The organism is Bradyrhizobium sp. Ash2021, assembly GCF_031202265.1.
Classification (GTDB): Bacteria; Pseudomonadota; Alphaproteobacteria; order Rhizobiales; family Xanthobacteraceae; genus Bradyrhizobium.
On the sequence record NZ_CP100604.1, the window covers coordinates 8,065,678 to 8,091,652 of the forward strand.

At 62.5% G+C, this 25,975-nt stretch carries 25 protein-coding genes and 1 pseudogene; 10 read left to right on the forward strand and 16 right to left on the reverse strand.

Features of this window, described 5'->3' with window-relative positions; genetic code table 11:
* Positions 1 to 115: 115 nt before the first annotated feature.
* On the forward strand, positions 116 to 466 hold the full coding sequence (locus NL528_RS38845) for a hypothetical protein (protein ID WP_309179614.1): 351 nt from the start codon (positions 116 to 118) through the stop codon (positions 464 to 466).
* 13 nt (positions 467 to 479) lie between these two features.
* On the opposite strand, the gene NL528_RS38850 is transcribed toward NL528_RS38845, so the two are convergent.
* The 3 genes from NL528_RS38850 to NL528_RS38860 all read right to left on the reverse strand — a co-directional run bounded on the left by NL528_RS38850 (position 480) and on the right by NL528_RS38860 (position 3,656).
* Complete coding sequence (locus NL528_RS38850) at positions 480 to 1,103, reverse strand: peptidoglycan recognition family protein (protein WP_309179615.1); 624 nt, start codon at positions 1,101 to 1,103, stop codon at positions 480 to 482.
* 36 nt (positions 1,104 to 1,139) lie between these two features.
* Complete coding sequence (locus tag NL528_RS38855) at positions 1,140 to 2,369, reverse strand: GGDEF domain-containing protein (protein WP_309179616.1); 1,230 nt, start codon at positions 2,367 to 2,369, stop codon at positions 1,140 to 1,142.
* 672 nt (positions 2,370 to 3,041) lie between these two features.
* Complete coding sequence (locus tag NL528_RS38860; protein ID WP_309179617.1) at positions 3,042 to 3,656, reverse strand: LysE family translocator; 615 nt, start codon at positions 3,654 to 3,656, stop codon at positions 3,042 to 3,044.
* A 148-nt stretch (positions 3,657 to 3,804) separates the two neighbouring features.
* Here NL528_RS38860 and NL528_RS38865 point away from each other — a divergent pair, with 148 nt between their 5' ends.
* Entirely contained in the window at positions 3,805 to 4,650 is an 846-nt protein-coding gene (locus NL528_RS38865) for an SDR family NAD(P)-dependent oxidoreductase (RefSeq protein WP_309179618.1), read from the forward strand.
* Between the two features lie 242 nt (positions 4,651 to 4,892).
* Here the strand turns inward: NL528_RS38865 and NL528_RS38870 are convergent, their stop codons facing one another.
* Positions 4,893 to 5,699: a lytic murein transglycosylase gene (locus NL528_RS38870; RefSeq protein WP_309179619.1), complete on the reverse strand. Its 807-nt coding sequence runs from the start codon at positions 5,697 to 5,699 to the stop codon at positions 4,893 to 4,895.
* Positions 5,700 to 5,868: 169 nt separating this feature from the next.
* Here NL528_RS38870 and NL528_RS38875 point away from each other — a divergent pair, with 169 nt between their 5' ends.
* Positions 5,869 to 6,279 (forward strand): hypothetical protein, encoded by a 411-nt coding sequence (locus NL528_RS38875; RefSeq protein ID WP_309179620.1) that lies wholly within the window; start codon positions 5,869 to 5,871, stop codon positions 6,277 to 6,279.
* Positions 6,280 to 6,477: 198 nt separating this feature from the next.
* On the opposite strand, the gene NL528_RS38880 is transcribed toward NL528_RS38875, so the two are convergent.
* Positions 6,478 to 7,631 (reverse strand): IS3 family transposase gene (locus NL528_RS38880; protein ID WP_309177055.1). Its coding sequence is split into 2 segments (ribosomal slippage): positions 6,478 to 7,373 and positions 7,373 to 7,631, totalling 1,155 coding nucleotides; the frame shifts between segments, so codons are not numbered across the junction.
* Positions 7,632 to 7,719: 88 nt separating this feature from the next.
* On the opposite strand from NL528_RS38880, the gene NL528_RS38885 reads away from it, so the two are divergent.
* The gene (locus NL528_RS38885) at positions 7,720 to 8,760 is read left to right on the forward strand and encodes a hypothetical protein (protein WP_309179621.1); all 1,041 of its coding nucleotides are present in this window, start codon (positions 7,720 to 7,722) and stop codon (positions 8,758 to 8,760) included.
* A 57-nt stretch (positions 8,761 to 8,817) separates the two neighbouring features.
* Here the strand turns inward: NL528_RS38885 and NL528_RS38890 are convergent.
* The 4 genes and pseudogenes from NL528_RS38890 to dnaG all read right to left on the reverse strand — a co-directional run.
* A pseudogene (locus NL528_RS38890) lies at positions 8,818 to 8,913 on the reverse strand (thiol-disulfide oxidoreductase); the annotation flags it as partial.
* A gap of 4 nt (positions 8,914 to 8,917) precedes the next feature.
* A complete protein-coding gene (locus tag NL528_RS38895) occupies positions 8,918 to 9,307 on the reverse strand; it encodes a hypothetical protein (protein WP_309179622.1) in 390 nt (129 codons plus the stop codon).
* 12 nt (positions 9,308 to 9,319) lie between these two features.
* Entirely contained in the window at positions 9,320 to 11,455 is a 2,136-nt protein-coding gene (gene rpoD / locus NL528_RS38900; protein WP_309179623.1) for an RNA polymerase sigma factor RpoD, read from the reverse strand.
* Between the two features lie 343 nt (positions 11,456 to 11,798).
* Positions 11,799 to 13,814, reverse strand: a complete 2,016-nt coding sequence (gene dnaG, locus NL528_RS38905; RefSeq protein ID WP_309179624.1) for a DNA primase — start codon at positions 13,812 to 13,814, stop codon at positions 11,799 to 11,801.
* 313 nt (positions 13,815 to 14,127) lie between these two features.
* Here dnaG and NL528_RS38910 point away from each other — a divergent pair, with 313 nt between their 5' ends.
* Positions 14,128 to 14,682 carry a chlorite dismutase family protein gene (locus tag NL528_RS38910; RefSeq protein ID WP_309179625.1) on the forward strand — a complete coding sequence of 185 codons (555 nt, stop codon included), beginning with the start codon at positions 14,128 to 14,130 and terminating at the stop codon, positions 14,680 to 14,682.
* 3 nt (positions 14,683 to 14,685) lie between these two features.
* On the opposite strand, the gene NL528_RS38915 is transcribed toward NL528_RS38910, so the two are convergent.
* The 3 genes from NL528_RS38915 to NL528_RS38925 form a co-directional block, all read right to left on the reverse strand.
* Positions 14,686 to 15,084 (reverse strand): gamma-glutamylcyclotransferase family protein, encoded by a 399-nt coding sequence (locus NL528_RS38915; protein WP_309179626.1) that lies wholly within the window; start codon positions 15,082 to 15,084, stop codon positions 14,686 to 14,688.
* Positions 15,085 to 15,211: 127 nt separating this feature from the next.
* The gene (locus tag NL528_RS38920) at positions 15,212 to 16,024 is read right to left on the reverse strand and encodes a transglutaminase family protein (RefSeq protein ID WP_309179627.1); all 813 of its coding nucleotides are present in this window, start codon (positions 16,022 to 16,024) and stop codon (positions 15,212 to 15,214) included.
* Positions 16,025 to 16,026: 2 nt separating this feature from the next.
* Entirely contained in the window at positions 16,027 to 16,917 is an 891-nt protein-coding gene (locus NL528_RS38925; protein ID WP_309185185.1) for a transglutaminase family protein, read from the reverse strand.
* Positions 16,918 to 17,021: 104 nt separating this feature from the next.
* Between NL528_RS38925 and NL528_RS38930 the strand changes: the two genes are divergently transcribed.
* The gene (locus tag NL528_RS38930) at positions 17,022 to 17,819 is read left to right on the forward strand and encodes an N-formylglutamate amidohydrolase (protein WP_309179628.1); all 798 of its coding nucleotides are present in this window, start codon (positions 17,022 to 17,024) and stop codon (positions 17,817 to 17,819) included.
* Between the two features lie 129 nt (positions 17,820 to 17,948).
* On the opposite strand, the gene NL528_RS38935 is transcribed toward NL528_RS38930, so the two are convergent.
* Together NL528_RS38935 and NL528_RS38940 are read right to left on the reverse strand one after the other, a co-directional pair.
* Positions 17,949 to 18,929, reverse strand: a complete 981-nt coding sequence (locus NL528_RS38935) for a DUF3592 domain-containing protein (protein WP_309179629.1) — start codon at positions 18,927 to 18,929, stop codon at positions 17,949 to 17,951.
* A gap of 98 nt (positions 18,930 to 19,027) precedes the next feature.
* Positions 19,028 to 19,648: a LysE family translocator gene (locus NL528_RS38940; RefSeq protein WP_309179630.1), complete on the reverse strand. Its 621-nt coding sequence runs from the start codon at positions 19,646 to 19,648 to the stop codon at positions 19,028 to 19,030.
* 445 nt (positions 19,649 to 20,093) lie between these two features.
* On the opposite strand from NL528_RS38940, the gene NL528_RS38945 reads away from it, so the two are divergent.
* A complete protein-coding gene (locus NL528_RS38945) occupies positions 20,094 to 20,741 on the forward strand; it encodes a TetR/AcrR family transcriptional regulator (protein ID WP_309179631.1) in 648 nt (215 codons plus the stop codon).
* Between the two features lie 14 nt (positions 20,742 to 20,755).
* On the opposite strand, the gene NL528_RS38950 is transcribed toward NL528_RS38945, so the two are convergent.
* Together NL528_RS38950 and NL528_RS38955 are read right to left on the reverse strand one after the other, a co-directional pair.
* Positions 20,756 to 20,983, reverse strand: a complete 228-nt coding sequence (locus NL528_RS38950) for a PRC-barrel domain-containing protein (RefSeq protein WP_309179632.1) — start codon at positions 20,981 to 20,983, stop codon at positions 20,756 to 20,758.
* Positions 20,980 to 22,179: a patatin-like phospholipase family protein gene (locus tag NL528_RS38955; protein ID WP_309185186.1), complete on the reverse strand. Its 1,200-nt coding sequence runs from the start codon at positions 22,177 to 22,179 to the stop codon at positions 20,980 to 20,982. The genes NL528_RS38950 and NL528_RS38955 overlap by 4 nt, the downstream gene beginning before the upstream one ends.
* Before the next feature lie 256 nt (positions 22,180 to 22,435).
* On the opposite strand from NL528_RS38955, the gene NL528_RS38960 reads away from it, so the two are divergent.
* From NL528_RS38960 to NL528_RS38970, 3 genes are read left to right on the forward strand one after another with little or no spacing between them, the layout of a single operon-like run.
* Positions 22,436 to 23,056, forward strand: a complete 621-nt coding sequence (locus tag NL528_RS38960) for an isochorismatase family cysteine hydrolase (protein ID WP_309179633.1) — start codon at positions 22,436 to 22,438, stop codon at positions 23,054 to 23,056.
* 57 nt (positions 23,057 to 23,113) lie between these two features.
* Entirely contained in the window at positions 23,114 to 24,403 is a 1,290-nt protein-coding gene (locus NL528_RS38965; RefSeq protein ID WP_309179634.1) for an HlyD family secretion protein, read from the forward strand.
* 2 nt (positions 24,404 to 24,405) lie between these two features.
* Positions 24,406 to 25,947, forward strand: coding sequence for a DHA2 family efflux MFS transporter permease subunit (locus NL528_RS38970; RefSeq protein WP_309179635.1), 1,542 nt, complete (start codon positions 24,406 to 24,408; stop codon positions 25,945 to 25,947).
* Positions 25,948 to 25,975: the final 28 nt, after the last annotated feature.

Consider the following 25,975-nt stretch of genomic DNA (forward strand, 5'->3'; position numbering starts at 1 on the left):
TGCCCCTCCCGGCCACGCGCCGAGATTGCTTGAACCCGCGGGTCCGGTCAATCGACTAAGACAGGGAGAGACCAACGCCGTCCATCGGCCGGCGCGGCAGCAGACGAGGCGCATCGTGGCGATCACCCTGCAATCAACCATCGGCGGCTTTTCCGCCGAATTCATGCGCAGGCTGCCGCAGCTCGAGCAGGCCATGACCGCGAACGGGCTCGATCCGACCGAATTCGTGATCTCCAAGGACCGCGCGACACCGGCCACCGTGCCGCTGATCGGGCCGTTCTTCTACGAGTACACGGTGTTCTTCGGCGACGAGAAATTCACCGTCACCGAGCCGAACGACATGAGGTTTCTGGAATATTTTTACGCGCGCTGCGTCGCGCCCGACGAGGCCGGGCCGGAGCCGCAAGTGCCGCGGCCGCCCGGACTGATCAGCCGCATTTTTCGCTGGATGACGCACCCGATCTGAGCGGCGCGCGGCCCTACTCTCCCCACTCCCGCGCCATTTTTGCCAGCGCGCAGCCTTCGCAATAGCGGGCGTCCTTGAAGTCGATCCAGTTATGGGCATAGACGCGATCGAGCGGGATATCGTAGCGCGCGCGCAGGACCTTCACCAAAATCCGCCACGCCGCGACCTGCGCGTCGGTCGGCCCGCGCGTGACATCGGGATAATTGCCCGCGAATTCCACGCCGATCGAGGTGTCCTTGTTCACCTGGTGATAGGTCTTGCCGTTGTCGATATATTTGTTGTCGTTGCGGTCGGCGCCGTCGGTATGGGTGGGGACGAGATGATCCGCCACCGCCCAATAGACCGTGCCGTCGGTTTCGACCCAGACCATGACGCCGCGCCTGGTCGGGATCCTGAACTGCGCCTCGGCGCCCCCGCGCGCGGAACCGACCGGCCCCTCGGTCTGGTGCACGATGATGTTGCGCCAGGGGTGGGCCTTTGCGACGTCGCCCCAGGGCGACAGCCAAACCATCTTCAGGCCGGGAATGTCGGGCGTACCCGACGACCGCGCGATCGTCGCGAGGTCGGGCGTCTGCGCGGAGGCCGAAGTAAACAGCGCGATGGCGAACAGCGCCGTTGCAATCAGACGGAAGATCATCGCTCTCTCATCCAGTGAATTTACTGGATAGCACGCTCACGCACGCCTGCGCAGCGTCACGTCCGACAGCGCCGGGATTTCGATCCCGGGCACCAGCGGCGGCGCCGGGTCGTAGGCCGCAAAGCAATTCCGGCCGCTCTTCTTGGCGTCGTAAAGCGCGTGGTCGGCGGCGGCGATCAGGCGGTCCGGGAATGGGCCGATCTCCCGGCTCCATTGCGCGACGCCGATCGAGACCGCGATCGGAATATCGGAGCCTACGCATTGCTCGGCGTCCAGGCGGCAGACTTCCAGCACGCGGCGCGCGATCATCGCGCCCTCGCGCAGCGTCGAGGAGGGCAGTACGATGCAGAATTCGTCGCCGCCGGTGCGCGCCAGGAGGTCGCCCGGCCGCAGGCGGGTCTGCGCCATCAGGGTGAAATGCTGCAGGCAAAAGTCGCCGGCGGCATGGCCGTGGGTGTCGTTGATGCTCTTGAATCCGTCGAGATCGATCACCAGCAGCGCGAACGGCTGGCCGCTGCGCTCCGATCGGGCGCATTCCTCGGTCAGCCGCTGCACCAGATGCCGCCGGTTGGCGACGCCGGTGAGGTCGTCGAGCAGCGCAAGATCAGCGACTTCGTTGCGCAGCCGGTCCATCGCCATCAGCAGGAAGCCGAAATTCAGCGCCATCGACAGGAACACCAGCACCAGGATCATGACCGACTGCAGCTGGTCGAACTGCAGGAAGGAGAATTCGCCGCCGCCACTGACGACGCAAGCGATCAGCCGCAGGGCATAGAACGAGATGATGAGAATGGAGACGGTACCGGCCAGCCGGGCGCCCGGATTGATGCGGCCCTCATGCGGCGTCAGCAGCAGCCTCAGGGTCAGCAGGAGCGGCAGCGACTGGGCGATCGAATAGATCGAAACCCGCATCCTCACGCTGTCGTTGCCGAAGATGAAGAAGGCGAGGCCCGCAAAGGTCAGTCCCGTGATCAGCAAGGTGGCGCGCCACGTCACCGGCCGGCCGAAGAACTTCTTGATGCCCATCGCGGCGAGGCAGGCGGCAAAGACCAGAGCGGTGCCGGCGGCGAGCAGCGGCAGCAGCGACTCCGTCATCACGACGCGCAGCATCGCCATCGCCGCGCCGACCGCCGCGACGAACGCCGACCCGGTCCAGAACCGGGCCGCATCGAACGACGGATAGCTGCGCATGACGTAGGCCCAGATCAGGCCCAGCGCCAGAAAATTGATGACGAACACCGTCCACAGCGTCGGAACGCTCAGCATCGCAAACCCGCAACGCACATGGCCGCGTCTCCCCTGTTATCCGCCCGCCCAGAGCTTTCGCGCCTCAAGGCGTCTCCCCCCACGACAATCCCTGTTGTCTTGCCGACAAGTTGCAGCCATGCCGCTTAACGGACTCTGACCGTGGCCTTCGCAATCTCCACCGTGGTTTTAAATTGATGAAGAGCGCAGCGCGTTGGGGCCGCGTTAACCGTGACGCGGCGACGCCGATGGCGTCGCGCAGCTGCATTTTCGGAGAAAATCACGTCAAAATGCATAACAACTGTGGATAACATCGTGACCGCGGCGTGACAGCACGCGGCAGCGCGCCGCGAATCTGTTGGGATTGTGATCGAGGATGTTGCGAGGCTAGCCCTCCGCCAAGCATGCCTCGGTGTCGCGTTTCAATCCATTAAACCCTTGAGAGGATACTATGGCTAAGAAAGCGAAGAAGGCGAAAAAGGCGAAGAAGGCGAAGAAGGCCAAGAAGTCGAAGAAGTGACTTCAGGCCCGGGTGGGGCGCTCAGCTCCGCCCGGGCATCCAACGCCAGGCATGATCTTTCGAAAACGGCGGGCTCAAGGCCCGCCTTTTTGATTCTGGGTCCATGGGGCGGCAAAGGAAGTATGGATTGCTTCGTCGCTTCGCTCCTCGCAATGACGGAAGTAGTCACCCTCCTACCTTTCCGCAAACGCCAGCTTCGCCCCGAGCGCGGCAAAGCCCAATGCAAAACTGCGGCGCAGCCAGGCCATTACCCTGGGCCGCGTGATGACGCGGTCGCGCACGCCGGCTGCGAACATGCCGTGGACCACGAATACCGCCAACGTCATCGCCATGAAGGCCGCGCTCAATTCCAGCATCCGTCCCAGCGGGTGGGCCTCATCGACCGCGATGAATTGCGGCAGGAAGGCGAGAAAGAAGATCGACAGTTTTGGATTGAGGATGTTGATCAGGAAGCCGGTGACCACCACGCGCCGGCTCGAACGCGCCTCCTCAGGCCGCGCCTCGATCGCGAGCGCCCCGGTTTCGCGCAGCGCCTGCCAGGCCATATAGAGCAGATAGACCACGCCGCACCATTTCAGCGCCGCAAAAGCAACCGCACTGGTGTGCAGCACCGCGGCCAGCCCCAGCATCGCCGCCAGCATATGCGGGACGATCCCGAGCGTGCAGCCGAAGGCGGCGGCGACGCTGGCCCGCGCGCCCGACGTCAGCGCCACCGCCAGCGTGTACAGCACGCCGGTGCCGGGGGACACGACCACGATCAGCGAGGTCAGCAGGAACGAGAGCGTCATCGGCGATATCCCCCGTGAATTTCGGGCTGCCATATCACGGCCGGCCTGGCCGCGGAAGCGACGCGCGTCCCGCCGGGCCCAGTTGCCAAAGCCGGCCTGCCGTACAAGGGTTGCGGACTAAGACCTTCCCCTTTTGGAGCCCATTTCCATGACTGCGATTTCCGGAAGTGCGGCCGCCGTGACCGGCGCCGCCAGCGGCATCGGCCGGGCGCTTGCGCTCGAACTCGCCGCGCGTGGCGCCGATCTGGCGCTCGCCGATCGCGACGAAGCCGGGCTGCAGGCGGTGGCGGCCGAGATCGTCAAAACCTCCAGGTGCAAGGTCAGCGTGCATCGCGTCGATGTCGGCGAGCCCGGCCAGATCCAGGATTTTGCCGCCGCCGCCATCGCCGCCCACGCAGGCCTGAACATCGTCATCAACAATGCCGGCGTCGCCCTGCTCGGCCAGTTCAACGAGATCGACCAGGCCCAGATGGACTGGCTGTTCAACATCAATTTCTGGGGCGTGGTGCATGCGACCCGCGCCTTCCTGCCGCATCTGGCCCAACAGCCCGCGGCGCACATCGTCAATTTGTCCTCGATCTTCGGCATCATCGCCCCGCCCGGCCAGTCGGCCTATTGCGCGGCAAAATTCGCGGTGCGCGGATTTTCCGAAAGCCTGCGGCATGAGCTTGCGATGGCGACCAGCCCGGTGCGGCTCTCCGTCGTGCATCCCGGCGGCGTCGGCACCAACATCGCCCGCAACTCGCGCACCGGCGTTGGCGTCACCGACAACGCCCGCCGCGCGCAATCGATCGACCGCTTCGATGCCATCGCCAGGACCACGCCGACCGCCGCCGCCTTGCGCATCATCGAAGGCATCGAGAAGAACGCGCCGCGGATTCTGATCGGCAACGACGCGCGATTCATGGATCTGCTGCAACGGTTCCGGCCGGGGACTTACTGGGCGGTGCTGCAGCGGCGGATCGAGAAGATGACGGCGCAGGCGGGGAAGTAACCGCGCGCTCGTCTTCGCGAGCCACCGGGTCGCGCGAATGCGCGCCCGATGACAGGCTCCGCGAAGCAATCCATCGAGCCGCAGAAAGAAAGAATGGATTGCTTCGTCGCTGCGCTCCTCGCAATGACGGAAGTGCTGGAATTCAGGCTCCGTCATTCCGGGATGGTGCGTTAGCACCAGACCCGGAATCTCGAGATTCCGGGTTCGATGCTGCGCATCGCCCCGGAATGACAGAGTCTAAATCACCGCCCCACCAGCTGATCCGCAAAATACGCGATCGTCTTGCGATAGATCGTGGCCCTGTTCCACTCGCGCATCGCTTCGAAATTCGCACTCCCCTCGCCGTACGGCGCGCCCAGTTTGAAGCCGCTGGTGTGCAGGAGGTTCGCGGTCGAGGCGAGCACGTCGGGCACGCTGTGGCGGAGGTCGACGCGGCCGTCGCCGTCGAAATCGACGCCGTATTTGATGTAGGACGACGGCAGAAATTGCGTCTGGCCGATCTCGCCGGCATAGGCGCCGATCATGTCGTTCAAACGCAGATCGCCGCGCTGCAGGATCTTCAGCGCCGAGAGCAGCTCGGTCTGGAACAGTTCGGTGCGGCGGCAATCATGCGCCATGGTCGCGAGCACGCGAAACACCGGAAGCTTGCCCATGTCGCCCTTGCCGAAATCGGTCTCCAGCCCCCAGATCGCCACCAGGATCTGCCGCGGCACCCCGAACTTTTGCTCGATGCTCGACAGCAGCGCAGCATGCCGCTGCAGCATCGCCCGCCCGCCATTGATCCGCCCGGCGCCGACGCGGGTCGAGACATATTGCTCAAAAGTCTTGTTGAAGGTGCCGCGCTGGCGCCGGTCGAAGGCGAGCACGCCCATGTCCTGCTGCACGCCGCCGAGCGCCTGAGAGATCACGCCTTGCGAGATGCCGGCGGACCCCGCCTCCGCCGAGATGTTTTGGACGAAGCTGTTGAAATCGCCGCCACAGCGGGCGGCGAATGCGGGGGTAGCGGCAAACAAGACAGCGACAATGACGGCCAGGCAACGTCCGAGCATACTGAAATCCTTAAAAGTTCTTCCCACGGCATCCACCATGCCACGACCGAAAGCGGCGCGTCAAAAACGCAGCTTTTGCGCCTTCCTGGTGGCGGCGCCCGACCATTGATCCGCATCAAATTCTCCGCGGCGGCTTTGCTTAGCAGGGCAGGTCAAAAGGAGAGCCTTCATGATCGGAATTACCCTGACCACGGACCAGATCCGCACCGCGCCTGCCGACGTCCGGCAATGGATCGTCCAGAAACACGCGCGCGAAATACGCAGGGTCACGCAGCGGCTGAACCATGGGTCCAGCCTGCGCAACCAGCGCGGAAAAGTCGTGCTCGCCCATTACCCCATCGCTGAACGTTGCGTGCAAGCGATAGTCGCCGAGCCATTTGATTTTTGTGACTTCGTTCATCGCTCAGCAGTCGCCGCGGCGGCGGGAGGCGAAGGAGAGCGTGGCGAAGGTGAGGGCAGAAAACAGCAAGGAAGCACTGACGATGCCTACATTGAGCCTTGCGCCCATATCAAAGCACCTCCTTTCGCGCCGCACCATGACACGACTCCCCTAGTTCGAATTTTGACACTCACCCGATGATTGAGGATAACAGGAGAATATACTCTACATTGCCCGCGTATTGCGATACGGCTTCATTTAGAGCCCACCTAATCGCGTGTAGGACTAATCATTTACGCTACGCGTTTTCTCTTTAGAGGTTAACGATGACAGATCTAACCCTCGCATCTTACGCTGAGAGGCGGGCACTGAGCTGCACCCGGTTCTGTTGACACCTGCTTAAGCTAATCCAGCCTGCTGCTCGAACTCCATAGGGCTCAAATATCCGATCGTCGAGTGCCGGCGTTTCGGATTGTAGAAGCGCTCAATATAATCGAAGACGTCAGCCTTGGCGTCATCCCTCGTTCGGTACACTCTGCGCGTAGTCCGCTCGGTCTTCAATGACGAGAAGAAGCTCTCCATCGCCGCGTTATCCCAGACGTTGCCTGACCGGCTCATCGAGCAGACGACGCCGTGATCGGCCATCAGCCGCTGGAACTGTTCGCTGGTGTATTGGCTGCCGCGATCGGAATGATGCAAGAGCGCGTCCGGTTTGCCCCGTCGCCAGATCGCCATCACCAGGGCGTCAGTGACGAGCTGGGCCGTCATCGCTGCGTTCATCGACCAACCAACCACACGGCGGGAGAAGAGATCGACGACAGCGGCAACATAGAGCCAACCCTCCGCTGTCCACACGTACGTGAAGTCAGCGATCCATTTGCGGTTGGGAGCGGACGCATCGAAGCTGCGGTCGAGCACGTTGGGAGCGACGGCGGCGACCTGCCGCTCACCCAGATCGGGCGGCAGTCGCCGCCGTCGTGGACGGGCTTTGAGAGCCTGTAGCCGCATCAAACGCTCGATCCGATGCAGTCCACACAACCCGCCTTCCGCCAACATGTCGTGCCACACTCGCCTCGCGCCATAGGTTCGATCGCTGGCGAGGAAACTGGCGCGAACCTTCGCGCCCAACTCCTCATCGCTCCGGCTGCGTTGGCTGCGCGGCCGTGTCAGCCAGGCATAGAACCCACCCCGCGAGACACCGAGCGCCCCGCACAACCATTCCGCCGGCCAGATCCCCCGGTGCTTCGCGATGAAGGCGAACTTCATGTTGATTCCTTCGCGAAGTAGGCCGCGGCTTTTTTTAGGATGTCCCGTTCGGCTCTCAGCTTGGCGACCTCGCGCTTGAGCTGCGCGATCTCCAACTGCTCCGGCTTCATCTGGCCCTGGCCGGGGAATGCATGCTGCGGATCGTCCGCCAGCTGCTTCACCCAATTGCGCAACTGCGTTGGATGAACGCCAAGGTCTGCTGACGCCTGCGCATACGACACGCCGCGCTCCTTGATCAGGCGTACAGCCTCAAGCTTGAACTCTCGCGTAAACTGCCGTCTCTCCATGACACACCTCCTGCTCCATAAAACACCTAACTCGGTGTCCTCGGAACCGGGTGCAGCTCAACTAGAGTCTACGCCCGAGCGTGATGCCTTGTACTCAACGCTTTATGAGCTTTACGTTGACCATGTCAAAGATGAGATTAAGCGTCTCACTCAAGTCGAAAACTATTCTTTGACGTGGGCAGCCAACAACGCGATTACGCTAGTGCCTTTTGGTTTTCGTTCCGGCGCAGGCGGGGACGCCGTATTGCCGAATGAATTGCGGGATCGCATGAAAGGTCTACCAATCTACATTGTGGAGAAGAACGGGAGGCGGACGAATGTCAACTTCAACGAATTAGCGAAGGAAGAGGTTTTTTGGACAGTTGATTGCCAACTAGTTCGATCGGCTGAGCAACTTGTCAGGGAAACCAAGTCAAACTCAACTGTATCGGATCTCGTGAAGGCATTGAACGACTCGGCACAGGAGCTACCAAGCAACACTGTCTTGTACAACCTAGACATCAGCTCGATGCTCCGCGATTCAGTCGAACTGGAATTTGAGCCACACGAAATCAAGGCGAACGAGAGTCTGCGACGGGTCGACATTAGGTGGGGTGAACGCACCTCTGAACACTGGATAAGAGTTCAGGAACTCATGAGGCGTGCACCGAATTCCGAACGGCGCGATGTTAGGGTCACAGATTATCTGGACCACCATATAAGAGGCTTGGCAGACCGACGAACTGGCAGTCCCGCTTCTAATAAGACCGCGCGACAGTTATGGCTCGCTTATCCAAAGACACCATTCAGCGGAATCGATGAGTACTCTGGCGTAATTTCTCAATATAGAATATTTTTACGAGGTGATATTCCGATTGCAGCGTTTTTACGCGATCTATCGCCCGATAGAGAAAATCAAGATTCCGTCGCTCGTCTCCAGATATTTAGCACGGTATTTTTGACCGCATCAGACGCGCCGCCAGATGAGGCCTTCTCCTATGCCACTACGCAACTTAGACATATAGCGGGAGATTTGGGAGAAGACTACACTGTAGGAAGTGAGGCATTTTTAGAGGCATTACGTTCAAGCCCTCTACGGGTGTTTGATACGTCAGTCTGGACTAACCGTAGGTTTGAGTTCTTTGAATAATTAGACTTGGGAGCGATTGGACTTAGGGAAATTCATTTTCGCTAGGCTTATTGGAATGACCGCGGCGAGCAGCTTGTTGCGTTGCCAGTCGATCCCGGCGTCGCAAACAGGGCAGCGCGTGTTGTACCAGACAACAAGGCGATGCCCGGTCATGATGCTACGCCCTCAACGGGGCGCGCAGGATTGCGCGAAGTGCGTGCGGGCCTGGACAAAACCCCTGGTGTTCATTTTGCCGTCCCTCGATGGTATCGAGCACCGCAACGGCGAGTTTGCGGCATTCTGCCTGGCTAGCGTGCGGCTGCGAGGGCGCCGTCGCCGCCGCCACCGGCTCACAGGTCTGCACGACGGCCTCATAGACCTCGCGATAATCGGCCGTGTTGTCCTCGCCGCTGTCGAGCTTCGCGATGAGCGATAGCTCGCCCTGACGACAGGGACCGACCCCACTCCGCTTGTCGGGCTGCGCCGTCGCGGGGTTGAGCGCGGCACACATGAAAATGGCGGCCACCAGGGCCGCCATGTTGATTGTGAGATGCCGCGATTTGGCCATGGCGCTCGCCGGTCAGTTGTCCAGGAACGACCTGAGCTTCCTGCTCCTCGACGGATGCTTCAGCTTCCTCAGCGCCTTCGCTTCGATCTGGCGAATACGCTCTCTGGTTACCGAGAACTGCTGCCCGACCTCTTCCAGCGTGTGGTCGGTGTTCATGCCGATGCCGAAGCGCATGCGGAGCACGCGTTCTTCGCGGGGGGTCAGCGAGGCCAGCACCCGCGTCGTGGTTTCGCGGAGATTGCTCTGGATCGCGGCGTCGATCGGGAGGATCGCGTTCTTGTCCTCGATGAAATCGCCGAGATGCGAGTCTTCCTCGTCGCCCACCGGGGTTTCCAGCGACAGCGGCTCTTTGGCGATCTTGAGAACTTTTCGAACTTTCTCCAAGGGCATGCCGAGCTTTTCGGCGAGCTCTTCCGGGGTCGGCTCGCGGCCGATCTCGTTGAGCATCTGGCGCGAGGTGCGCACGATCTTGTTGATGGTCTCGATCATGTGCACGGGAATGCGGATGGTGCGCGCCTGGTCGGCGATCGAGCGGGTGATCGCCTGCCGGATCCACCACGTCGCATAGGTCGAGAACTTGTAGCCGCGGCGGTATTCGAATTTGTCGACCGCCTTCATCAACCCGATGTTGCCTTCCTGAATCAGGTCGAGGAACTGCAGGCCGCGGTTGGTGTATTTCTTGGCGATCGAGATCACGAGACGCAGATTGGCCTCGACCATTTCCTTCTTGGCCTGGCGCGCCTCGCGCTCGCCCTTCTGCACGCCGTGCACGATCTTGCGGAATTCGCCGATCTCGAGCCCGGTCAAGGCTGCCAGCGACTGGATCTCGTGGCGCAGCTCCTTGATGCGGTCCTTTTCGTGATGGACGAAATTCTTCCAGCCTTTTGCCGAGAGTTTCGAGACCCGGTTGAGCCAGCGCGGATCGAGCTCCGAGCCCTGATAGTTGCGCAAAAAGTCCTCGCGCGCGACGCCGTGGCTGTCGCCGAGGCGCAGCAGGCGGCCCTCAAACGAGACCAGCTTCTTGTTGATGTCGTAGAGCTGCTCGACCAGCGAATCGATACGGGCCTGGTTCAGCCGCAGCGACTTCACCTCGACGATGATTTCGTCCTTCAGCTTCTTGTATTTGCGCTCCTGCGAGGGCGACAGCGTCTCGCTCTGCAGCTGGTTGGCGATGTCCTGTTCCTGCAGGCGCCGCAGCTTCTTGTACTCGGAGGCGATCTTGTCGAAGGTCTCGACCACCTTCGGCTTCAGCTCGGCCTCGATGGCGGCGAGCGACATCTGGTTTTCGAACTCGTCGTCGTCCATGTCGCCTTCGGCGGCGGCCTCGGCCGGATCCTTTTCTTCCGTATCGCCACCGGGCGCAGCCGCGGGCGCGGCGCGGAACGGAGTGGGCGCCGGCGGGGCGGCGGGCGGCGCCACATGCGAAGGCGCTGCCACGCCATTGCCGTTGGCGGCAGCCAGCGGCTGGCCGTCGGGGCCGAGCGGTGCTGCCAGCAGCGCCGGGTTCATGTTGTTCTTGGCGTCGGGGCCGGCGTAAGTGGCTTCGAGATCGATGATGTCGCGAAGGAAGATCTTTCCTTCGTTCAATTCGTCGCGCCAGATGATGATGGCCTGGAAGGTCAGCGGGCTTTCGCAGAGGCCCGCGATCATCGCCTCGCGGCCGGCCTCGATGCGTTTGGCAATTGCGATTTCGCCTTCGCGAGAGAGCAATTCAACGGTGCCCATCTCGCGCAGATACATGCGGACGGGATCGTCGGTGCGCTCGCCGGGCTCGGATTTCTTGACCTCGGTGACGGCCTTCTGCGTGACTTCGACCAGTTCGTTGTCGGTCTCGTCGTCGGCCTCTTCCTTCTCGTCCTCGGAGTCGGCCTCTTCGGCTTCCGACACGTTGATGCCCATGTCGGAGAGCATCGACATGATGTCTTCGATCTGTTCGGGCGAGGTGGTGTCGGAGGGCAGCACTTCGTTGAGCTGATCGAAGGTCACGAAGCCGCGCTTCTTGGCCTGCTTGATCATCTTCTTGACGGCGGCGTCCGACAGATCGAGCAACGGCGACGGCGCGTCCGGAGAATCCTTCTCAGGCGTGTCCGCTGCCTTGTCGTCTTTTTCCTTGTCTTTAACCTGCAGCGTCTTTGCCTTGGTGGCCATTCATCAAGCTCCCGAAACGCGCTCATGCGAGATGCGGCCGCATCTCGCATTGAATCACTAATGTCACCGAGCGCGACGACGTTTCTTCGAAACGTCATCTCGCTCTATTCTTTGTTTGAGCGTGATCCTTCCGGAAAACCGGTTTTCACTTTTCCGGATCACGCTCTTTCGACGCGGAAAGGGCGGCGCAGACTGTCGCCACCCCCGAACCCCCGTCTCGCCGGTGTCTGCACCAATAACGGTGCGGCTATTAAGTTTCGCTTAACCCTGTTTTTGCAGCCAAACCATGGGTTTGGCGAGTCTTTTAACGGCCCCGGCCGCAGCCGTCCGCATCATTTTTTCATCAAACGCTGCGCCGGAACCGGCCCGAAAGCTCGCCAAAACCCTCGATCAGGGCCTCGGTGCCGTCCAGAGACACCAGCCGGGCGCTCACGTCCACCAGCCACGCCAAATTGGCATCGCTGGGCTCCTCGCCCAAGGCCAGCTCGGCATCCTTCTTTTCCCTAAGTAAGGCGTGGGTTTTCTGATGCAAGGTAACGAGCTGCTGCCAAGTGGAAAGAACATCTTCCCTTGCTGCCCCCGGCTGCACGCCCCACACCGCCGAGGTCGTGATCGCAGCCCCAACCCTTTGAAGTATTTGAGAAAATCCCCGCGCCTCAAGATCGGCCCGCATTTTCTCGGCCTGCTCCTCGGGCTCGGGCGAATGGTGGTGTTCGCTGGCGAAGGCCGCGATAATGGCGGCGCGGAGCTTGTTGGCCTCCGGATGGGCCAGTTCCAGCGCCGCCACCTCTTCGAGATGGTCGTGCAGCAGCCAGGGGTGGTTGATCAGGGACTGCAAAATCAGCGCTTCGCGGCGGGACAGCGCACTGCGCTGGCCGCGCATGATCGGGCTCGCCGCAAGCTGGGCGCTGGCCGCCTGATAGGGGCCGCGGTTGATGGTCTGGCTGCCGGCGTTGGCCTGCCCGCGGCCGCCGCCGAATCGGCCCGCCGCGCCGGGCGTGAAGGGGGCACGGGAGCCAAACCGGCCGCCTGATTCGCCGCCCGGGCGCTTGCCGAAATTGCCTCTGGCGTAGCCGCCGCGGCCGCCTTCCGGCGCAAAGGTGCGCTGCAGGCGCTGCGCCAGATCCTGGCGATAATAGCGCCGCACCACTTCGTCGCGGATGCCGTTAGAGAGTTCGCCGATCCGCGCTTCCAGCGCCGCGCGGCGTTCGGGCGTCGCAAACGTGCCGCCCTCGATCTCGCGCGACCAGATCATGTCGGCGAGCCCGCGCGCCGCGCCAATCACTTCCTCGATCGCCGCCCGTCCGCCGGAGCGCGCAAGATCATCCGGGTCCTGGCCTTCGGGCAGCAGCGCAAAGCGCAAACTTTTTCCGGGCTTGAGATGCGGCAGCGCCAGATCGGCGGCGCGCCAGGCCGCTTTCTGTCCGGCCTTGTCGCCGTCGAAACACAGGATCGGCTCGTCCGCCATCTTCCACAAAAGCGCGAGCTGGTTTTCGGTCAAGGCCGTTCCGAGCGGCGCGACAGTGGCGGCAAAGCCCGTCGTCACCATCGCGATGACGTCGACATAGCCTTCGACCACGATCAGGGCTGCGCCATTATGCGTGGCCTGCCGCGCGGCCGAGAGGTTGTAGAGATTGTCGCCCTTGTGAAACAGCGGGGTTTCCGGCGAATTCATGTATTTGGCGGCGACATCCTTTTCCAGCGCGCGGCCGCCGAACGCGATGACGCGATTGCGCAGGTCCGTGATCGGAAACATCACGCGGTCGCGAAACTTGTCGTAGGGCACCGGGATGTCGTCGCCCGCAACCAATAGGCCCGCCTCCACCATATCCTCGACGGGAATGCCCTGGGCGCCGAGATGCTCCTTCAGCGCAAAGCGGTCGGGCGGCGCATAGCCGATGCGGAACTGCAACTGGGTGGCCGGCGAGATCGCGCGGTCGGCGAGATAGCCGCGCGCCTTGGCGCCATGGCGCGAGGCCAGCGTATCGGCGAAGAATTTGGCGGCGAGATCCATCACGTCGTACAGCGTCTTGCGGCGCTGCTCGTGGCGCGCGGCGTCCGGGGTCGCGGCCGGCAGCGCCATGCCCGCCATCGCGGCCAGCCGTTCGACGGCCTCCGCAAAACCGACGCCCTCGGTCTCCATCAAAAACGAGATGATGTCGCCGTGCTTGCCGGAGGAGAAGTCGTGGTAAAACCCCTTCTGGTCGTTGACGGTGAACGAAGGCGACTTTTCCTGTTGAAACGGCGACAGCCCCTTCCACTCCCGTCCCGCCTTCTTCAGCTTCACGCGCTTGCCCACGACTTCGGAGACCGGAAGCCGGGCGCGCAGTTCATCGAGGAATTGGGGCGTAAAGCGCATGGGGTAGGTCTGTGCCTGAGTCGGGGCCGGTGCCAACCGATGATGGATATAGGGCGGGCGGGGGGAAATACGAAGATTATCGGCCTTCTCCCAGCTATTCACAGGGCTCCTTCTTCGCCTCTCCCCGCTTGCGGGGAGAGGCCGGATTTCGAGCGGAGCGAGAAATACGGGTGAGGGGCTGCCTCAGCGGGCTGAGTGCGCGGAGAATCCCCCTCACCCGGCGCTACGCGCCGACCTCTCCCCGCAAGCGGGGCGAGGTAAAGAGAGATCATCCCCCTTGATCCCCGCCCGGTTCCACGCTTCGATGGCACCCATGTTCACGACCTTCCGGGGCAGCCAGAGCGGGGCTTGGCGCATCACCTCGATTTCGCGGGTGAAGGGCGAGGCGCTGCCGCGCGTGCCGGCGCTGTCGGTGGTTCAATCCGAGGCCATTGCGCTGCCGATCCTCCCCTCGACGACCGCGTGGCGGCTGGCCGGCACAGTCAGCCATCTGCGCTATACCGAGCGCGCCGAGCAGGAACAGCTTGCCGCCGTCCAGGCCGGGCTCGGACGCCCCGAGGCCACGCACGCGGCGCTGATCCCGATCCGGAAATCGGCTGCGTGGTGGGAGCTGACCCAGGACGAGCGGCGGCGCATCTTCGAGGACAAGTCGCACCACATCTCAGCCTGCCTGAAATATCTGCCCGCGATCGCGCGCCAGCTGTTCCACTGCCGCGACCTCGGCGAGCCCTTCGATTTCCTCACCTGGTTCGAATACGCGCCCGAGCACGCCGCCGACTTCGAGGAACTGGTCCGGATGCTGCGCGCCACCGAGGAATGGACCTACGTCGAGCGCGAGGTCGATGTGCGCGTGGTGCAGGAGGGGTGAGACCTACCCCTCCAGAAATTTCCCCGAGGCGATGCGCGGCAGGCCGCTGACCGGCCAGTTGTAGATGTAGGTCCACGCCTCGCCCGTGCTGCCGTCGTCCAGCGTCAGCGGCAGCATCGCGCGGATATATTCGGTCGGCTCCGGAAAACCGGCGCCGCAGGCCTCATACATGTCGAACTCGCCGAGCAAGGCGTCGCGATCGCGCAGGCGGTACACTTCGCCGAACACGATTTCGGTGGGATCGTCCGACAACACCAGCCCCGGATAATGCTTGATGAGATAGAGCCGGCCGCGGCACTGCGCGGCGCCGAGAAAATCGGCGCTGCGCGACAACAGCTTGGCCATCGGATGGTCGAAGCCGCGCATCAGCGTGCCGTACACGAACAGACGATCTGAAATCATGGGAGTTCCTGTCATTCCGGGGCGATGCGAAGCATCGAACTGCGATGCGCAATTGCGCATCTGAGAATCTCGAGATTCCGGGTCTGGTGCTTGCGCACCATCCCGGAATGACGGACGGCGTCAACCATCACGCCGGCACGACCTCGTCGGTGACGACGACGAATTTCACCAGGTCCATCCGGCCAAAGCTCGTGGTCAGCGCGACGTCGGCGGCGTCGCGGCCGGTGGCCATCAGGATGCGGCCGATGCGCGGCTGATTGTGGCGGGCGTCGAACGTGTACCACTGGCCGGACAGATAGACCTGGAACCAGCCGGAAAAATCCATCGGCGCGGGATCCCTGGGCACGCCGATATCGCCGAGATAGCCGGTGCAATAGCGCGCCGGGATGTTCATGCAGCGGCAGAAGGTCAGTGCCAAGTGCGCGAAATCGCGGCACACGCCGGCGCGCTGCTCGTAGACATCATGCGCCGATTTCATGAAATGCGCGTGCTCGTAGCCGAAGGTGACGTGGTTGTGGACGAAGTCGACGATGGCCTGGACCCGCGCCCAGCCAGGCGGCGTGGCTGCGAACAGCGACCAGGCGATATCGGTGAGCTTGTCGGTCTCGCAATAGCGGCTCGGCATCAGATAGAGCAGCAGTTCGTCCGGCAATTGATCGATCGGCACCTGCTGCGCGGTCGGCATCACCGCATCGGGCAAACCGGAATCGCGCACCACCGCGTGGCCGTGAAAGGTGACGCCGCCGGCCGGCGCCACCAGACGGCCGCAGACATTGCCAAAGCTGTCGCGGTAGAATCCGATCGGCACGTCGGGCTCGGCGACAATGCGCTCGGTGCCGACGATATCGGCAAAGCGCGATGGATGAATGCCGAGCATGATCACCATCGGCGTCGGCTGCGCGGCCGCGTAAGCGATCTCGAAGCCGACCTTGATCTCCATGGCTATACCTTCTCCGCCTCGCCGACCGAGACGACGTTGATAGAGACCTCCATGCCGACGAAGGCGTCGGCCGAGCCGAGATAGGCACCGTGCAGCGGGATCGCCTGCCGCGGATCGCGCGCCACCGCGACGCGGATCAGATCGCGGGTGCCGACGATGCCGTTGGTCGGATCGAACTCGATCCAGCCGGCGCTCGGCAGATAGACCTGCACCCACGCATGCGTCGAACCGCCGCCGACATAGCCGTGGGCGCGATCGCCCGGCATGGCCAGATATCCCGACACGAAGCGCGCGGCGATGCCGAGCCGCCGCAGCGCCTCGATCATGAACAGCGCATAGTCGCGGCAGGTGCCCGATCCCGTCTGCAGCGTGTCGAGCGGATGCTGGGTGCCCTGCTCGTGGCGCTTGCGATAGGTGAAGGCCTCGCGGATGCCGTGGGTCATGCCGCTCAGGATATTGAAGGTCGGCGTCGGCCCGTCGGCGTCGAGAAACCCGCGCGCCCAGAACGACAGCTCACCGTTCGGATCGCCATATTGCGGCGAGATGAACTGCTGCAGGTCGGGAAATTCCTCGTCGTCGTAGAGGAACGGATAGAAATAGGCGGGATCGTCCGCGGTCAGCGCGAATTCCTCCGCCGGATTGTGCTCGACCGTCGCCATCGAGGTGAACGACAGCGTTTCGGCGCGCTCGTCGAAGGTCGCGATCGCCACGCTGTTGCCGAACACGTCATGGATCCAGCGCAGCGACATCGGCTGCGGCTCGATCTCGAGGCTGCCGGACAGCACGCGCAGATCATGGCCGTCACGCGGGCGCAGCATGATGCGGTGTTCGCCAAACGCCACCGGGTGGGCGTAGCGATATACGGTCTTGTGATGAATCGTCAGGAGCGGCATCGTCAAACAATCATCGTGAATTTGGGCCGGCTAATCTATACCGAGCCCTGCTCATTTTTAAGGTCGGTATGCCGATTCGATAGGCAAAGTTGAGGAAAAGGCTCTTGGACAACGCCAGCGACACAACACTACTTCTGGATCACGAAGATGTTCCCCCGATTCATGAACATAATGCGGCGGGGCGTTCGCCGTTTCTGCTCACTTGTGACCATTACGGCCGGCTGATTCCGAAGCAACTTGGCGATCTCGGCCTCACCGAGCGCGAACTGACGCGCCATATCGCCTGGGACATCGGCATCGCCGGCGTCGCCGAGGCGCTGGCGCGGCAACTCGGCGCCCATCTGATCGCGCAGCGCTACTCGCGGCTGGTGATCGACTGCAACCGCCCGCCGCATGCCGCAGGCTCGATCCCGCTGATCAGCGAAGCCACCATGATTCCCGGCAACGATGGTCTCGCGCGCGCGGCAGCGGAGGCGCGGCGCATGCAAATTTTCGATCCCTATCACCAGCGCATCGAGGAGATCATCGATCAGCGCGAGCAAGCGGGCCTGCCGACGGTGCTGGTGTCGTTGCACAGCTTTACGCCCGTCTATGCCGGGATCGCGCGGCCATGGCATATCGGCACGCTCTATCATCGCGATACTCGTTTGCCACCGCGACTATTAAAACTGTTGCGCGCGGAGGCCGATCTCGTGGTCGGCGACAACGAGCCCTATGCCGTCAGCGACGAGACCGATTACACGATCCCGGTGCACGGTGAGATGCGCGGGCTGATGAACACCGGAATCGAAATTCGCCAGGACCTGATTTCCGATGCGGCCGGCGAGAAATCCTGGGCCGACCGGCTGGCGCGGATTTTTGCCGAGATCGAACCGATGCTGCGCGCGGAGCGGCTGATTTAGCGTATTATCAAGTTCCGTGGCTTCATCCTTCGAGACGCACGCTGACGCGTGCTCCTCATGATGAGGTGTTAAACCCTCATGGTGAGGAGCGCGGCAAGGCCGCGCGTCTCGAACCATGAGGCCACCGCCCTAACCTCGCGTCGCGACGAACCAGGCCAGTCCCCAGAATGCCAGCGCGAGGAGCCCCAGGATCCATATCAAGATCACACCGCCGCGCGGATTGAGCGTCGCTTCGGAAGGGTTGGCCGGATTGACATAGACGTTGACGCCGGCGCCGTCCTGATAGGCCGTGGTGAATTTGCGCATCAGCCAACCCGAGGTCGAATTGGCGCCGGTGGCAAGGCTGCCCTCGATGCAGGTGTAGGCAACATTGTTGTAGCTGTAGGCAAAGGACGCCTGCCGCTGATACATGACTTCTCCACGCACGCCGTTTTGCGTCGGCGCGTTGCGGTATTGCTGGACGTCGGACATCTTGATGGTCCCCGGCACGACCGGCCAATGCTTTGCGAGTTGCGACTGCCGCCGCATCGCGAGTGCAAACAGCGCGATGACGAGCCCGAAGGCGCCGAATACGACGACCATCGGCGAAAATTTGGGATTTACCAGCCGGGTGGAGACGAACCCGGTCAATCGATTGAGCCCAAACACGCCGCCGAACACGATGGCGAGCACGACCGCCGTCCCGATCCCGAGGCAGCCCCACAGGCCCTTCGGCAGGTCGCGCTCCAGCACGGCCTCGTTGGGATGCAGCGGGTTGTAGAACACGGTGACAGCCGTGCCGACCGGGTATTTGGCGATGGTCTCGGCGACTTCGAAATTGCCGCGGTCTTCGCCGATGCTGACGCGGTTGTTGCGCAGCTGCTTGCCGGCGACGGCATATTGGTAAACGATGTTGGCGAAGTTGCGCTGCTCGAGCCGGTAATTGTCTTCCCGGGAATCGTCGAGCACCCGGATTTCCCGGACCTCGGAATCGGAGATCACCACCTTGCCCGGCGTCTGCGGCCATTCCCGCGCGGCGCGCACCTGCAGCGTCTTGTAGGCTGCGGCAAACAGCACGAGCGCGAGCGGCGCGAGCAGCATCGCGTAGACATACCACGGCAGATCAGGCACGGATTCCCCCGGAGCAGAGCGGACGGCGAAATCCGCCCCCTCTGCTCAGACGGACCGAGGCGGCGAATGGTTCAATGCGCGGGGTTGCCGGGCAAGGATTATCGCGCCCGGGTCAGCGCCAGCCAGACGCCGCCGCCGCCGATCATAAAACCGCCGGAGATCCGCGACACCAGCCGGGTCCGCCGCGCCGAAAAGAATTTTCGGGCCCGGCCGGCCAGCAATGCGTAGATCGAATCGGTGATCGCCCCGGTAATCATGAAGGTGAAGCCGAGCAGCGCCACCTGCGAGATGTGATCCTGGCTCATGTCCATGAACTGCGGAATGAAGGCGCCGAAGAACACCAGCACCTTGGGATTTGAGAGCAGCACCAGAAAGCCCTGCAGGAAGAACCCGCCGCGCGGCGGCGGCGGTGGCTCGTCGGCGCTGACGCCTTCGACCGGGAAGCGGATCAGCTTGTAGCCGAGCCAGACCAGATAGGCGGCGCCGGCAAAACGCACCCAGTCGAACCAGTAGCCCATCGTCGCCATCAGCGAGGTCAGCCCGATCGCGACGATGCCGATCACGATGGTCAATCCGGCCTGGACGCCCAGAATGTTGGTCAGCGCGGCGCGGGTGCCGTGGCGCAGGCCGTTGGCGATCACCAGCGTGACGACCGGCCCCGGTATCAGCGCCAGCGCGATGCAGGCGGCAACGAAGGCGAGATAGGCTTGAAGGGACATGAGAGACTCGCGCGGGGTTCAAACGATCCTTCGATTATGCACGATCGCATCGCCAGGGAAAGATCGCTCCATCTCTGCCGGGGAAAGCGTAGCGAGAATGAGCGCTCGGATTGGCGCTCCGGCACAGGGCCGTCCTGCCCCTCCTTGAAGAGCCGCCGAGGGGGCTGCTCGGCGGCTCTCGCGCGGCGACCGCTCTTGGGGACGGGGGTTGTTCGCCGACGCTAACGGTTAAGGGGTGGAAAGCCGTTTCAGGCATGGTTCAGCGACATGGTCTGACGATATCCTCCCGTTGTCGCCGGTTCCGCCAGGTGCGCGGGTATTCGGCGCTTTGGACTCATGTTACGAACAGCATTGATATTCGATTCTGATAAAACTAAACTGTATCGTTTACATAATCCGACTTCGGCCGGCTGACAAGGGGCTTTGGATGGCAAAGGAAGCAACGATGGTGGCGCCGCCGCCGGCGCGGCGGGCGAGCGGCGGCCGTCCCACCCGGGAGGAGGCCCTGCGGCGTGACGCGCGCCTGCTCGACGTCGCAACCAAGCTGTTCATGGAGCGAGGTTATGATTGCACCTCGATCGATGCGGTCGCGGAAACCGCCGGCATCAGCAAGCCGACCGTCTACGCGCGTTATCACGACAAGCGCGATCTGTTCACGGCCGTGCTGCGAGCCACGATCCAGCGCTGGCTGGCTCCGCTGTCGGCGGCGGCCGAGGCCGCCAAGGTCAACCCCAGGAGCGTCGAGACGACGTTGCACGATCTTAGCCGGCACCTGCTGGCCCACTCCCGGATTCCCGAGGTGGTCATGTTGCGCCGAACCCTGGCAGCGCAGGCCGTCCAGTTTCCGGAACTTGCAAAGCTCGCGCATGAAGAGGGTTGGCTGCGCGGGGTTCGGGCCGTCGCAATCCTGCTTCAGCAGTTCGCCGACCGCGGCCAGATCAAGGTTGACGATCCCGCAATTGCGGCCGACCTGTTCCTGAGCCTGGTGCTGGGGAACGACAAACACCACGGCATCGTCACCCGCCCAAAGTTTCAGGAACAACGGAGAGAGGCCGCCGTCAAACTGTTCCTGAACGGCGTGAGGCCTCGCTGAGGTCCGGCCTGCACCTAGCCTTGCGCGAATTTGAGCGCTGAAACAGGCCCCTTTCCAGGGTGTCCTGTGATGGAGATTCGCAGGCCGTGGAGATCGTCAAGCCAGATGGCCTCCACCGTTCCCGCCGTTCCGTCGGTGAGGACCACGGCCTTGCCGACAAGCTGCGCGTCCGCCTCCTCCAAGGCGTGGAGGATCGTCAACGCATGACGCTTCACAGCGGTCGTGGCGGCCTCGCCTGTCATTGCGACACAGCCGGTCTTCGATAACGAAAACCGCCCAGCAAGGAACCATCGGACGGCGGCGCCTTCGCCCAGAAATCACCGGCTTTCGCCTTGTCATATCCGTATTGATAAAGCGAACGCATATAGCCTGTTTCAAAACCGAACGAGCCTGGCGAGGGAACATCCTTGTCGATGTAAGTCAGATTGAATCCGAGGCTGTTGCGGCGGGCGAAGTCATACGTCCCATAGAGAACCGAGCGGATTTGCGTCTTTGTGACGGAAGCCGAAGCGCGCGCGGCAATGTCGATCGTGCTGTTCGGCACCAGCTGGAAGTCCCGCTCCACTTTATCATTTACCAGGACGTAGATGTTCATCCGCAGCCCTCTGGCGAGCGCTCCGTTTCGCGACAGGAATGCTTCCGGCAGCGTCAGGACCGGTGCCGTCACGCCTCCATCCACATGCATCTCCTGGAAGCGATGCCCGTTCGCTTCCGCGTCAATCAGCATCGGCGGGAAAACCACCGGGATGCTTGCGGACGCGGCCAGGACATCCCTGAACAGATCCAGCGCCTGGGTGGACCCGATCGCGGCGATGCGGCCCATATCCCAGATGACGGTGCGTTGCGTATCGATATTGGTCGTTACGACGAGGAGCTTTCTGCCCTTGGCATTTTCGGCGGCGATTGCCGCAAGCGTGTCGCGGCCGACATAGCGGGCAATGAGCTCGCGCAGATGGGTGTTGCCAAACAGGCCGGATCCGAAAACCGCGCGGACGATGCTTGGGGTGTTGAGCAGGCTTTCAGCGATGCCGCTGGTATAGATCTCGCGCAACGTCACGTCGTAGGCCGGGCCGAGAAATGCAAATGGTGCAATCAGGGCGCCGGTGCTCACCCCCGAAACCGCTGAGAATGTGGGGCGCGTCCCCGCCGCGGACCAGCCATTCAACACCCCCGCGCCGAAGGCGCCATCGGCGCCACCTCCCGACAATGCAAGATAGCTGACCGGGCCAGATCGAGGATACACATCTGTGCTGAGAAACCTCGATGCCGGTTCGTCCGCATATCTCCGCAGTTCGCTGAGGTCCAACACCGTCGAGGCTGCCGCATTGGATGCGGTGTACGGTGTTCGCGGAAGGGAGCTGCAGCCGGCAAGAATCAACATTGCAGCCAACAGCGCGAATGGCCGGACAAGCAACTGGCGAAAGGAGCACGTGACCATTTCCCGCCTCTTGTCAGCTCCCCGGATCTGGATTATATAAACAATACGATACGGTTTGGTTTCCGCATGGTTAGCGTTATGAACGCGACTTGTAAAGTTAGTCTTAAAGGGCTGATTGCGCGCACCGGTCGCGGAACCGGCCATTGCCAGGCTCGGGCGCTTGCAACGCCCCGCACCCATCACGCCGCGAGCAGGAACAGGACCAGCAATGGCAGACAATCTTTCGATCGATCGCCGGACGAGCGCGCTGCTCGTCATGGATTTCCAGACGCTGATCGTCGACAACTATGCCGCCGGTGCGGAGGCGCTGCTCGATCGAACGGCGAAGCTGATCGCCGCGGCGCGCACAGCCGGGATGCGGGTGATCTATGTGGTCGTCGGCTTCCGCGCCGACTATCCGGAAGTCAGCGAACGAAATGCGACGTTCAACGGGCTCAAGGCCTCGGGTGCATTCGCCCCGGGTGCCGAAAATGCGAAGATCCATCCCGCCGTCGCGCCGCTGGCCGAGGAAATCGTCGTCACCAAGCATCGGGTGAGTGCCTTCGCCGGGACCGATCTCGACCTGATACTGCGTGCCAACGGCATCGACACCCTGATCCTGACGGGGATCGCCACCAGCGGCGTCGTACTCTCGACCCTGCGCCATGCCGCCGACGCGGACTACACACTGCTGGTCGTCGGCGATTGCTGCTCGGACGGCGACGAGGAAGCGCATCGGGTGCTGCTGGAGAAGGTCTTTCCGCGGCAGGCCACCATCACGACGGCGGCGGCAGTCGCGCAGGCCACCGGGGGCTGGGCGGTAGACGCCGTCGCTGCTCCGCATCCATCGCACCGGCAGGCGCTCTCGCCTTCCTCGACGGAAAGAACGCGAGCCTGACGCGAAACCTAACTGACGCATGTGATGCGCGGACGGCAGGAAGAGAAAGAGCAAGTCATGGCTAATCCGAACGAAATCGATCCGAAATTCCACAGCGCCGGCGCCGAGCAAAGCGGCCTCCACGGTCCTGAGGATAAGATCTATCGTCTGACGCGCATTCTGCCGGAGGCCAAGGGTGCGTCACGCGCAGGCGAGGCTGCAAAGCCGGAATTGAAAACCCGGCCAGCCGATCGCAAGCTCGAGGCGAGGCCATCGGCGGAACCACCCCTCGCCGCTGCGGCGGCCGGTTCCGCGACCTCGAAAAGATCGCTGCGGCGGCCGTTGATGTTCGCATTGCTGCCCGCGGCGCTCGTCGTCGGCGGATATTTTTATGTGACCGGCGGGGCGGTGATGTCGACGGACAATGCCTATGTGCAGGCCGACATGGTCGGACTGTCTACCGACGTGTCCGGAATCGTCCGTGAAGTCTCGGTTCACGACAATCAGAAGGTCGCGAAGGGCGACGTCCTGTTCAAGCTCGACGATCTGCAGTTTCGGCTCGCGCAGGATCGCGCCGAGGCCCAGATCGGAAATACGCGAAATGATCTCGTTGCGCTGCAGGCCAGTTACCGCAACCTGCAGGCCCAGGTTGAACAGGCACAGAAAGATGTTGACTTCAACATGGTCAACTTCCAGCGCCAGGAGCAGCTGATTGCCAACAACTTCACGCCAAGGGCCACCTTCGATGCCGCCCGCAATACGCTTCAAGGGTCGCAGCAGAAGCTTGCTTCGCTGAATGCGCAGCTCGCCGGCATCGCCGCGAACCTCAACGGCCATCCCGACGCGCCGATCGAGGATCATCCGCGATACAAGGATGCATTGGCCGCGCGCGACGAGGCTGCGCGCCAGCTTGCGCACACCATCGTGCGGGCACCCTTCGCCGGCATTGTGACCAACGTGCCGTCGCTGCAGCCGGGCCAGTATCTTGCCGCCGCAGCCGTCGCATTCAACATCGTCTCGACGGATCACGTCTGGGTTCAGGCGAGCCCGAAGGAAACCGAACTGACCTACGTCAAGCCCGAACAGAAAGTCACGGTCGACGTCGATACCTATCCGGGCGAGCGCTGGGCCGGAACCGTCGACAGCATAAGTCCGGCATCCGCCTCGAGCTTCTCGCTGCTTCCGGCCGAGAATACCAGCGGTAACTGGGTCAAGGTCGTCCAGCGTATTCCGATGCGCGTCCTGGTCAAGAATGCACCCGGCAAGCCGCCGCTGCGCGTCGGCATGAGCGTGGAGGTGAGTGTCGACACCGGCCATGCGCGCGGATTTCCCAGTTTCGTCACCAGTCTGTTCGGGTCAGGAAGCTGAACATGGCGGATGCCGCCGCAAATGCTCCGCGACCGATCAACCGGCCCGCGGTTACGCTGTGCGTCATCCTCGCCGTGATCATGCAGGCGCTGGATACGACAATCGCCAATGTCGCGCTCCCCTATATGCAGGGCAGCGTGTCGGCGAGCGCGGATCAGATCAACTGGGTGCTGACCTCCTATATCGTGGCCGCGGCCATCATGACCCCGCCATCGGGGTTTCTTGCCAACAGGTTCGGCCGCAAGCGCGTCCTGATGACGGCCGTCGTCGGCTTCGTGCTGGCGTCCGTGCTGTGCGGCATTGCGCAATCGCTGGTCCAGATCGTGGCGTTCCGGTTGCTGCAAGGGTTCTTCGGCGCGGCGCTGGTTCCACTCGGCCAGTCCGTTCTGCTCGATATTTATACGGTGGAAGAACGCGGATCTGCGATGGCTCTGTTCGGCGTATCGGTGATGGTGGGGCCGGTGCTGGGGCCGGTGATCGGCGGCTGGCTGACCGACCACTACAGCTGGCGATGGGTATTCTATATCAACGTGCCCCTGGGAGTGCTCGCCTTCGCCGGCATATCGTACTTTCTGAGAGAGACCAAGACCAGCGCGGCAGCGAAGCTCGACTGGCTCGGATTTGGCAGCTTGAGCCTCGCCATTGCCGCCATGCAGGTGTTTCTGGACCGGGGCGCGCAACTTGACTGGTTCTCCTCCTTCGAAATCCTGATTGAAGCGGTCGTCTGCGCATCGGCACTTTACATCTTCCTCGTCCACACCTTTACGGCGAAAAATTCCTTCGTAAATCCCAGACTGTTTCTCGATCGAAACTTCTCGGTCGGGGTGCTGTTCATCTTCATCGTCGGGATAACCTATCTGGCATCGCTGGCGTTGCTGACGCCCTATTTGCAGACCCTGATGGGTTATCCCGTGGTGACCGCAGGTATCGTCATGGGCCCGCGCGGCCTGGGCACCATGGCGTGCATGTTCCTGGTCGGGCGCCTCGTCGGACGGATCGATACCAGGCTGCTGATCCTGATCGGCCTGCTGCTGACCGCCTGGGCCATGTACGACATGACCGGATGGAATCCGAACGTCTCGCAGTGGACGATCGCAGTAACCGGATTCATCCAGGGAGCGGGACTTGGATTCCTGTTCGTCCCGCTCAACACCGTCACCTTCGCTACACTTGCGCCCGAGCAGCGGGCGGACGGCACCGGTCTGTTCAACCTCTCCCGTAACGTCGGATCCAGCGTCGGGATATCGGTCGTCTCCTATCTGCTGATCAGAAACAATCAGGTCAATCACGCGACCATTGCCAGCCATGTCACAGCCTTCAATCACGCCTTCGACAACGGCATTGTGCGGCAGACCTTGAGTCCCTGGACCGCAAGCGGACGCGCGGCGCTCGATCAGGCCATCCAGACGCAGGCTTCCATCATCAGCTACATCGACGATTTCAAGCTGATGATGATCCTCGCGCTTGCCGCCATTCCCCTCGTCCTTCTGCTGCGGAGCGCGCCTGCGTCCAGCGAAAACGACCATGCGATGGTGATGGAATGAACAGCGTTCGGAATTGTCCGAAGCATGA

Coding starts and splice junctions, on each gene's coding strand:
- NL528_RS38855 (WP_309179616.1), bottom strand. CDS start 2,369: ATGCTGAGCGTTCCGACGCTGTGGACGGTGTTCGTCATCAATTTTCTG.
- NL528_RS38925 (WP_309185185.1), bottom strand. CDS start 16,917: ATGCCGCTCCTGACGATTCATCACAAGACCGTATATCGCTACGCCCAC.
- NL528_RS38870 (WP_309179619.1), bottom strand. CDS start 5,699: ATGCTCGGACGTTGCCTGGCCGTCATTGTCGCTGTCTTGTTTGCCGCT.
- NL528_RS38970 (WP_309179635.1), top strand. CDS start 24,406: ATGGCGGATGCCGCCGCAAATGCTCCGCGACCGATCAACCGGCCCGCG.
- dnaG (WP_309179624.1), bottom strand. CDS start 13,814: ATGCGCTTTACGCCCCAATTCCTCGATGAACTGCGCGCCCGGCTTCCG.
- NL528_RS38865 (WP_309179618.1), top strand. CDS start 3,805: ATGACTGCGATTTCCGGAAGTGCGGCCGCCGTGACCGGCGCCGCCAGC.
- NL528_RS38950 (WP_309179632.1), bottom strand. CDS start 20,983: ATGACAGGCGAGGCCGCCACGACCGCTGTGAAGCGTCATGCGTTGACG.
- NL528_RS38940 (WP_309179630.1), bottom strand. CDS start 19,648: ATGTCCCTTCAAGCCTATCTCGCCTTCGTTGCCGCCTGCATCGCGCTG.
- NL528_RS38945 (WP_309179631.1), top strand. CDS start 20,094: ATGGTGGCGCCGCCGCCGGCGCGGCGGGCGAGCGGCGGCCGTCCCACC.
- NL528_RS38965 (WP_309179634.1), top strand. CDS start 23,114: ATGGCTAATCCGAACGAAATCGATCCGAAATTCCACAGCGCCGGCGCC.
- NL528_RS38860 (WP_309179617.1), bottom strand. CDS start 3,656: ATGACGCTCTCGTTCCTGCTGACCTCGCTGATCGTGGTCGTGTCCCCC.
- NL528_RS38960 (WP_309179633.1), top strand. CDS start 22,436: ATGGATTTCCAGACGCTGATCGTCGACAACTATGCCGCCGGTGCGGAG.
- NL528_RS38920 (WP_309179627.1), bottom strand. CDS start 16,024: ATGGAGATCAAGGTCGGCTTCGAGATCGCTTACGCGGCCGCGCAGCCG.
- NL528_RS38915 (WP_309179626.1), bottom strand. CDS start 15,084: ATGATTTCAGATCGTCTGTTCGTGTACGGCACGCTGATGCGCGGCTTC.
- NL528_RS38955 (WP_309185186.1), bottom strand. CDS start 22,179: ATGGTCACGTGCTCCTTTCGCCAGTTGCTTGTCCGGCCATTCGCGCTG.
- NL528_RS38910 (WP_309179625.1), top strand. CDS start 14,128: ATGTTCACGACCTTCCGGGGCAGCCAGAGCGGGGCTTGGCGCATCACC.
- NL528_RS38875 (WP_309179620.1), top strand. CDS start 5,869: ATGATCGGAATTACCCTGACCACGGACCAGATCCGCACCGCGCCTGCC.
- NL528_RS38895 (WP_309179622.1), bottom strand. CDS start 9,307: ATGGCCAAATCGCGGCATCTCACAATCAACATGGCGGCCCTGGTGGCC.
- NL528_RS38850 (WP_309179615.1), bottom strand. CDS start 1,103: ATGATCTTCCGTCTGATTGCAACGGCGCTGTTCGCCATCGCGCTGTTT.
- rpoD (WP_309179623.1), bottom strand. CDS start 11,455: ATGGCCACCAAGGCAAAGACGCTGCAGGTTAAAGACAAGGAAAAAGAC.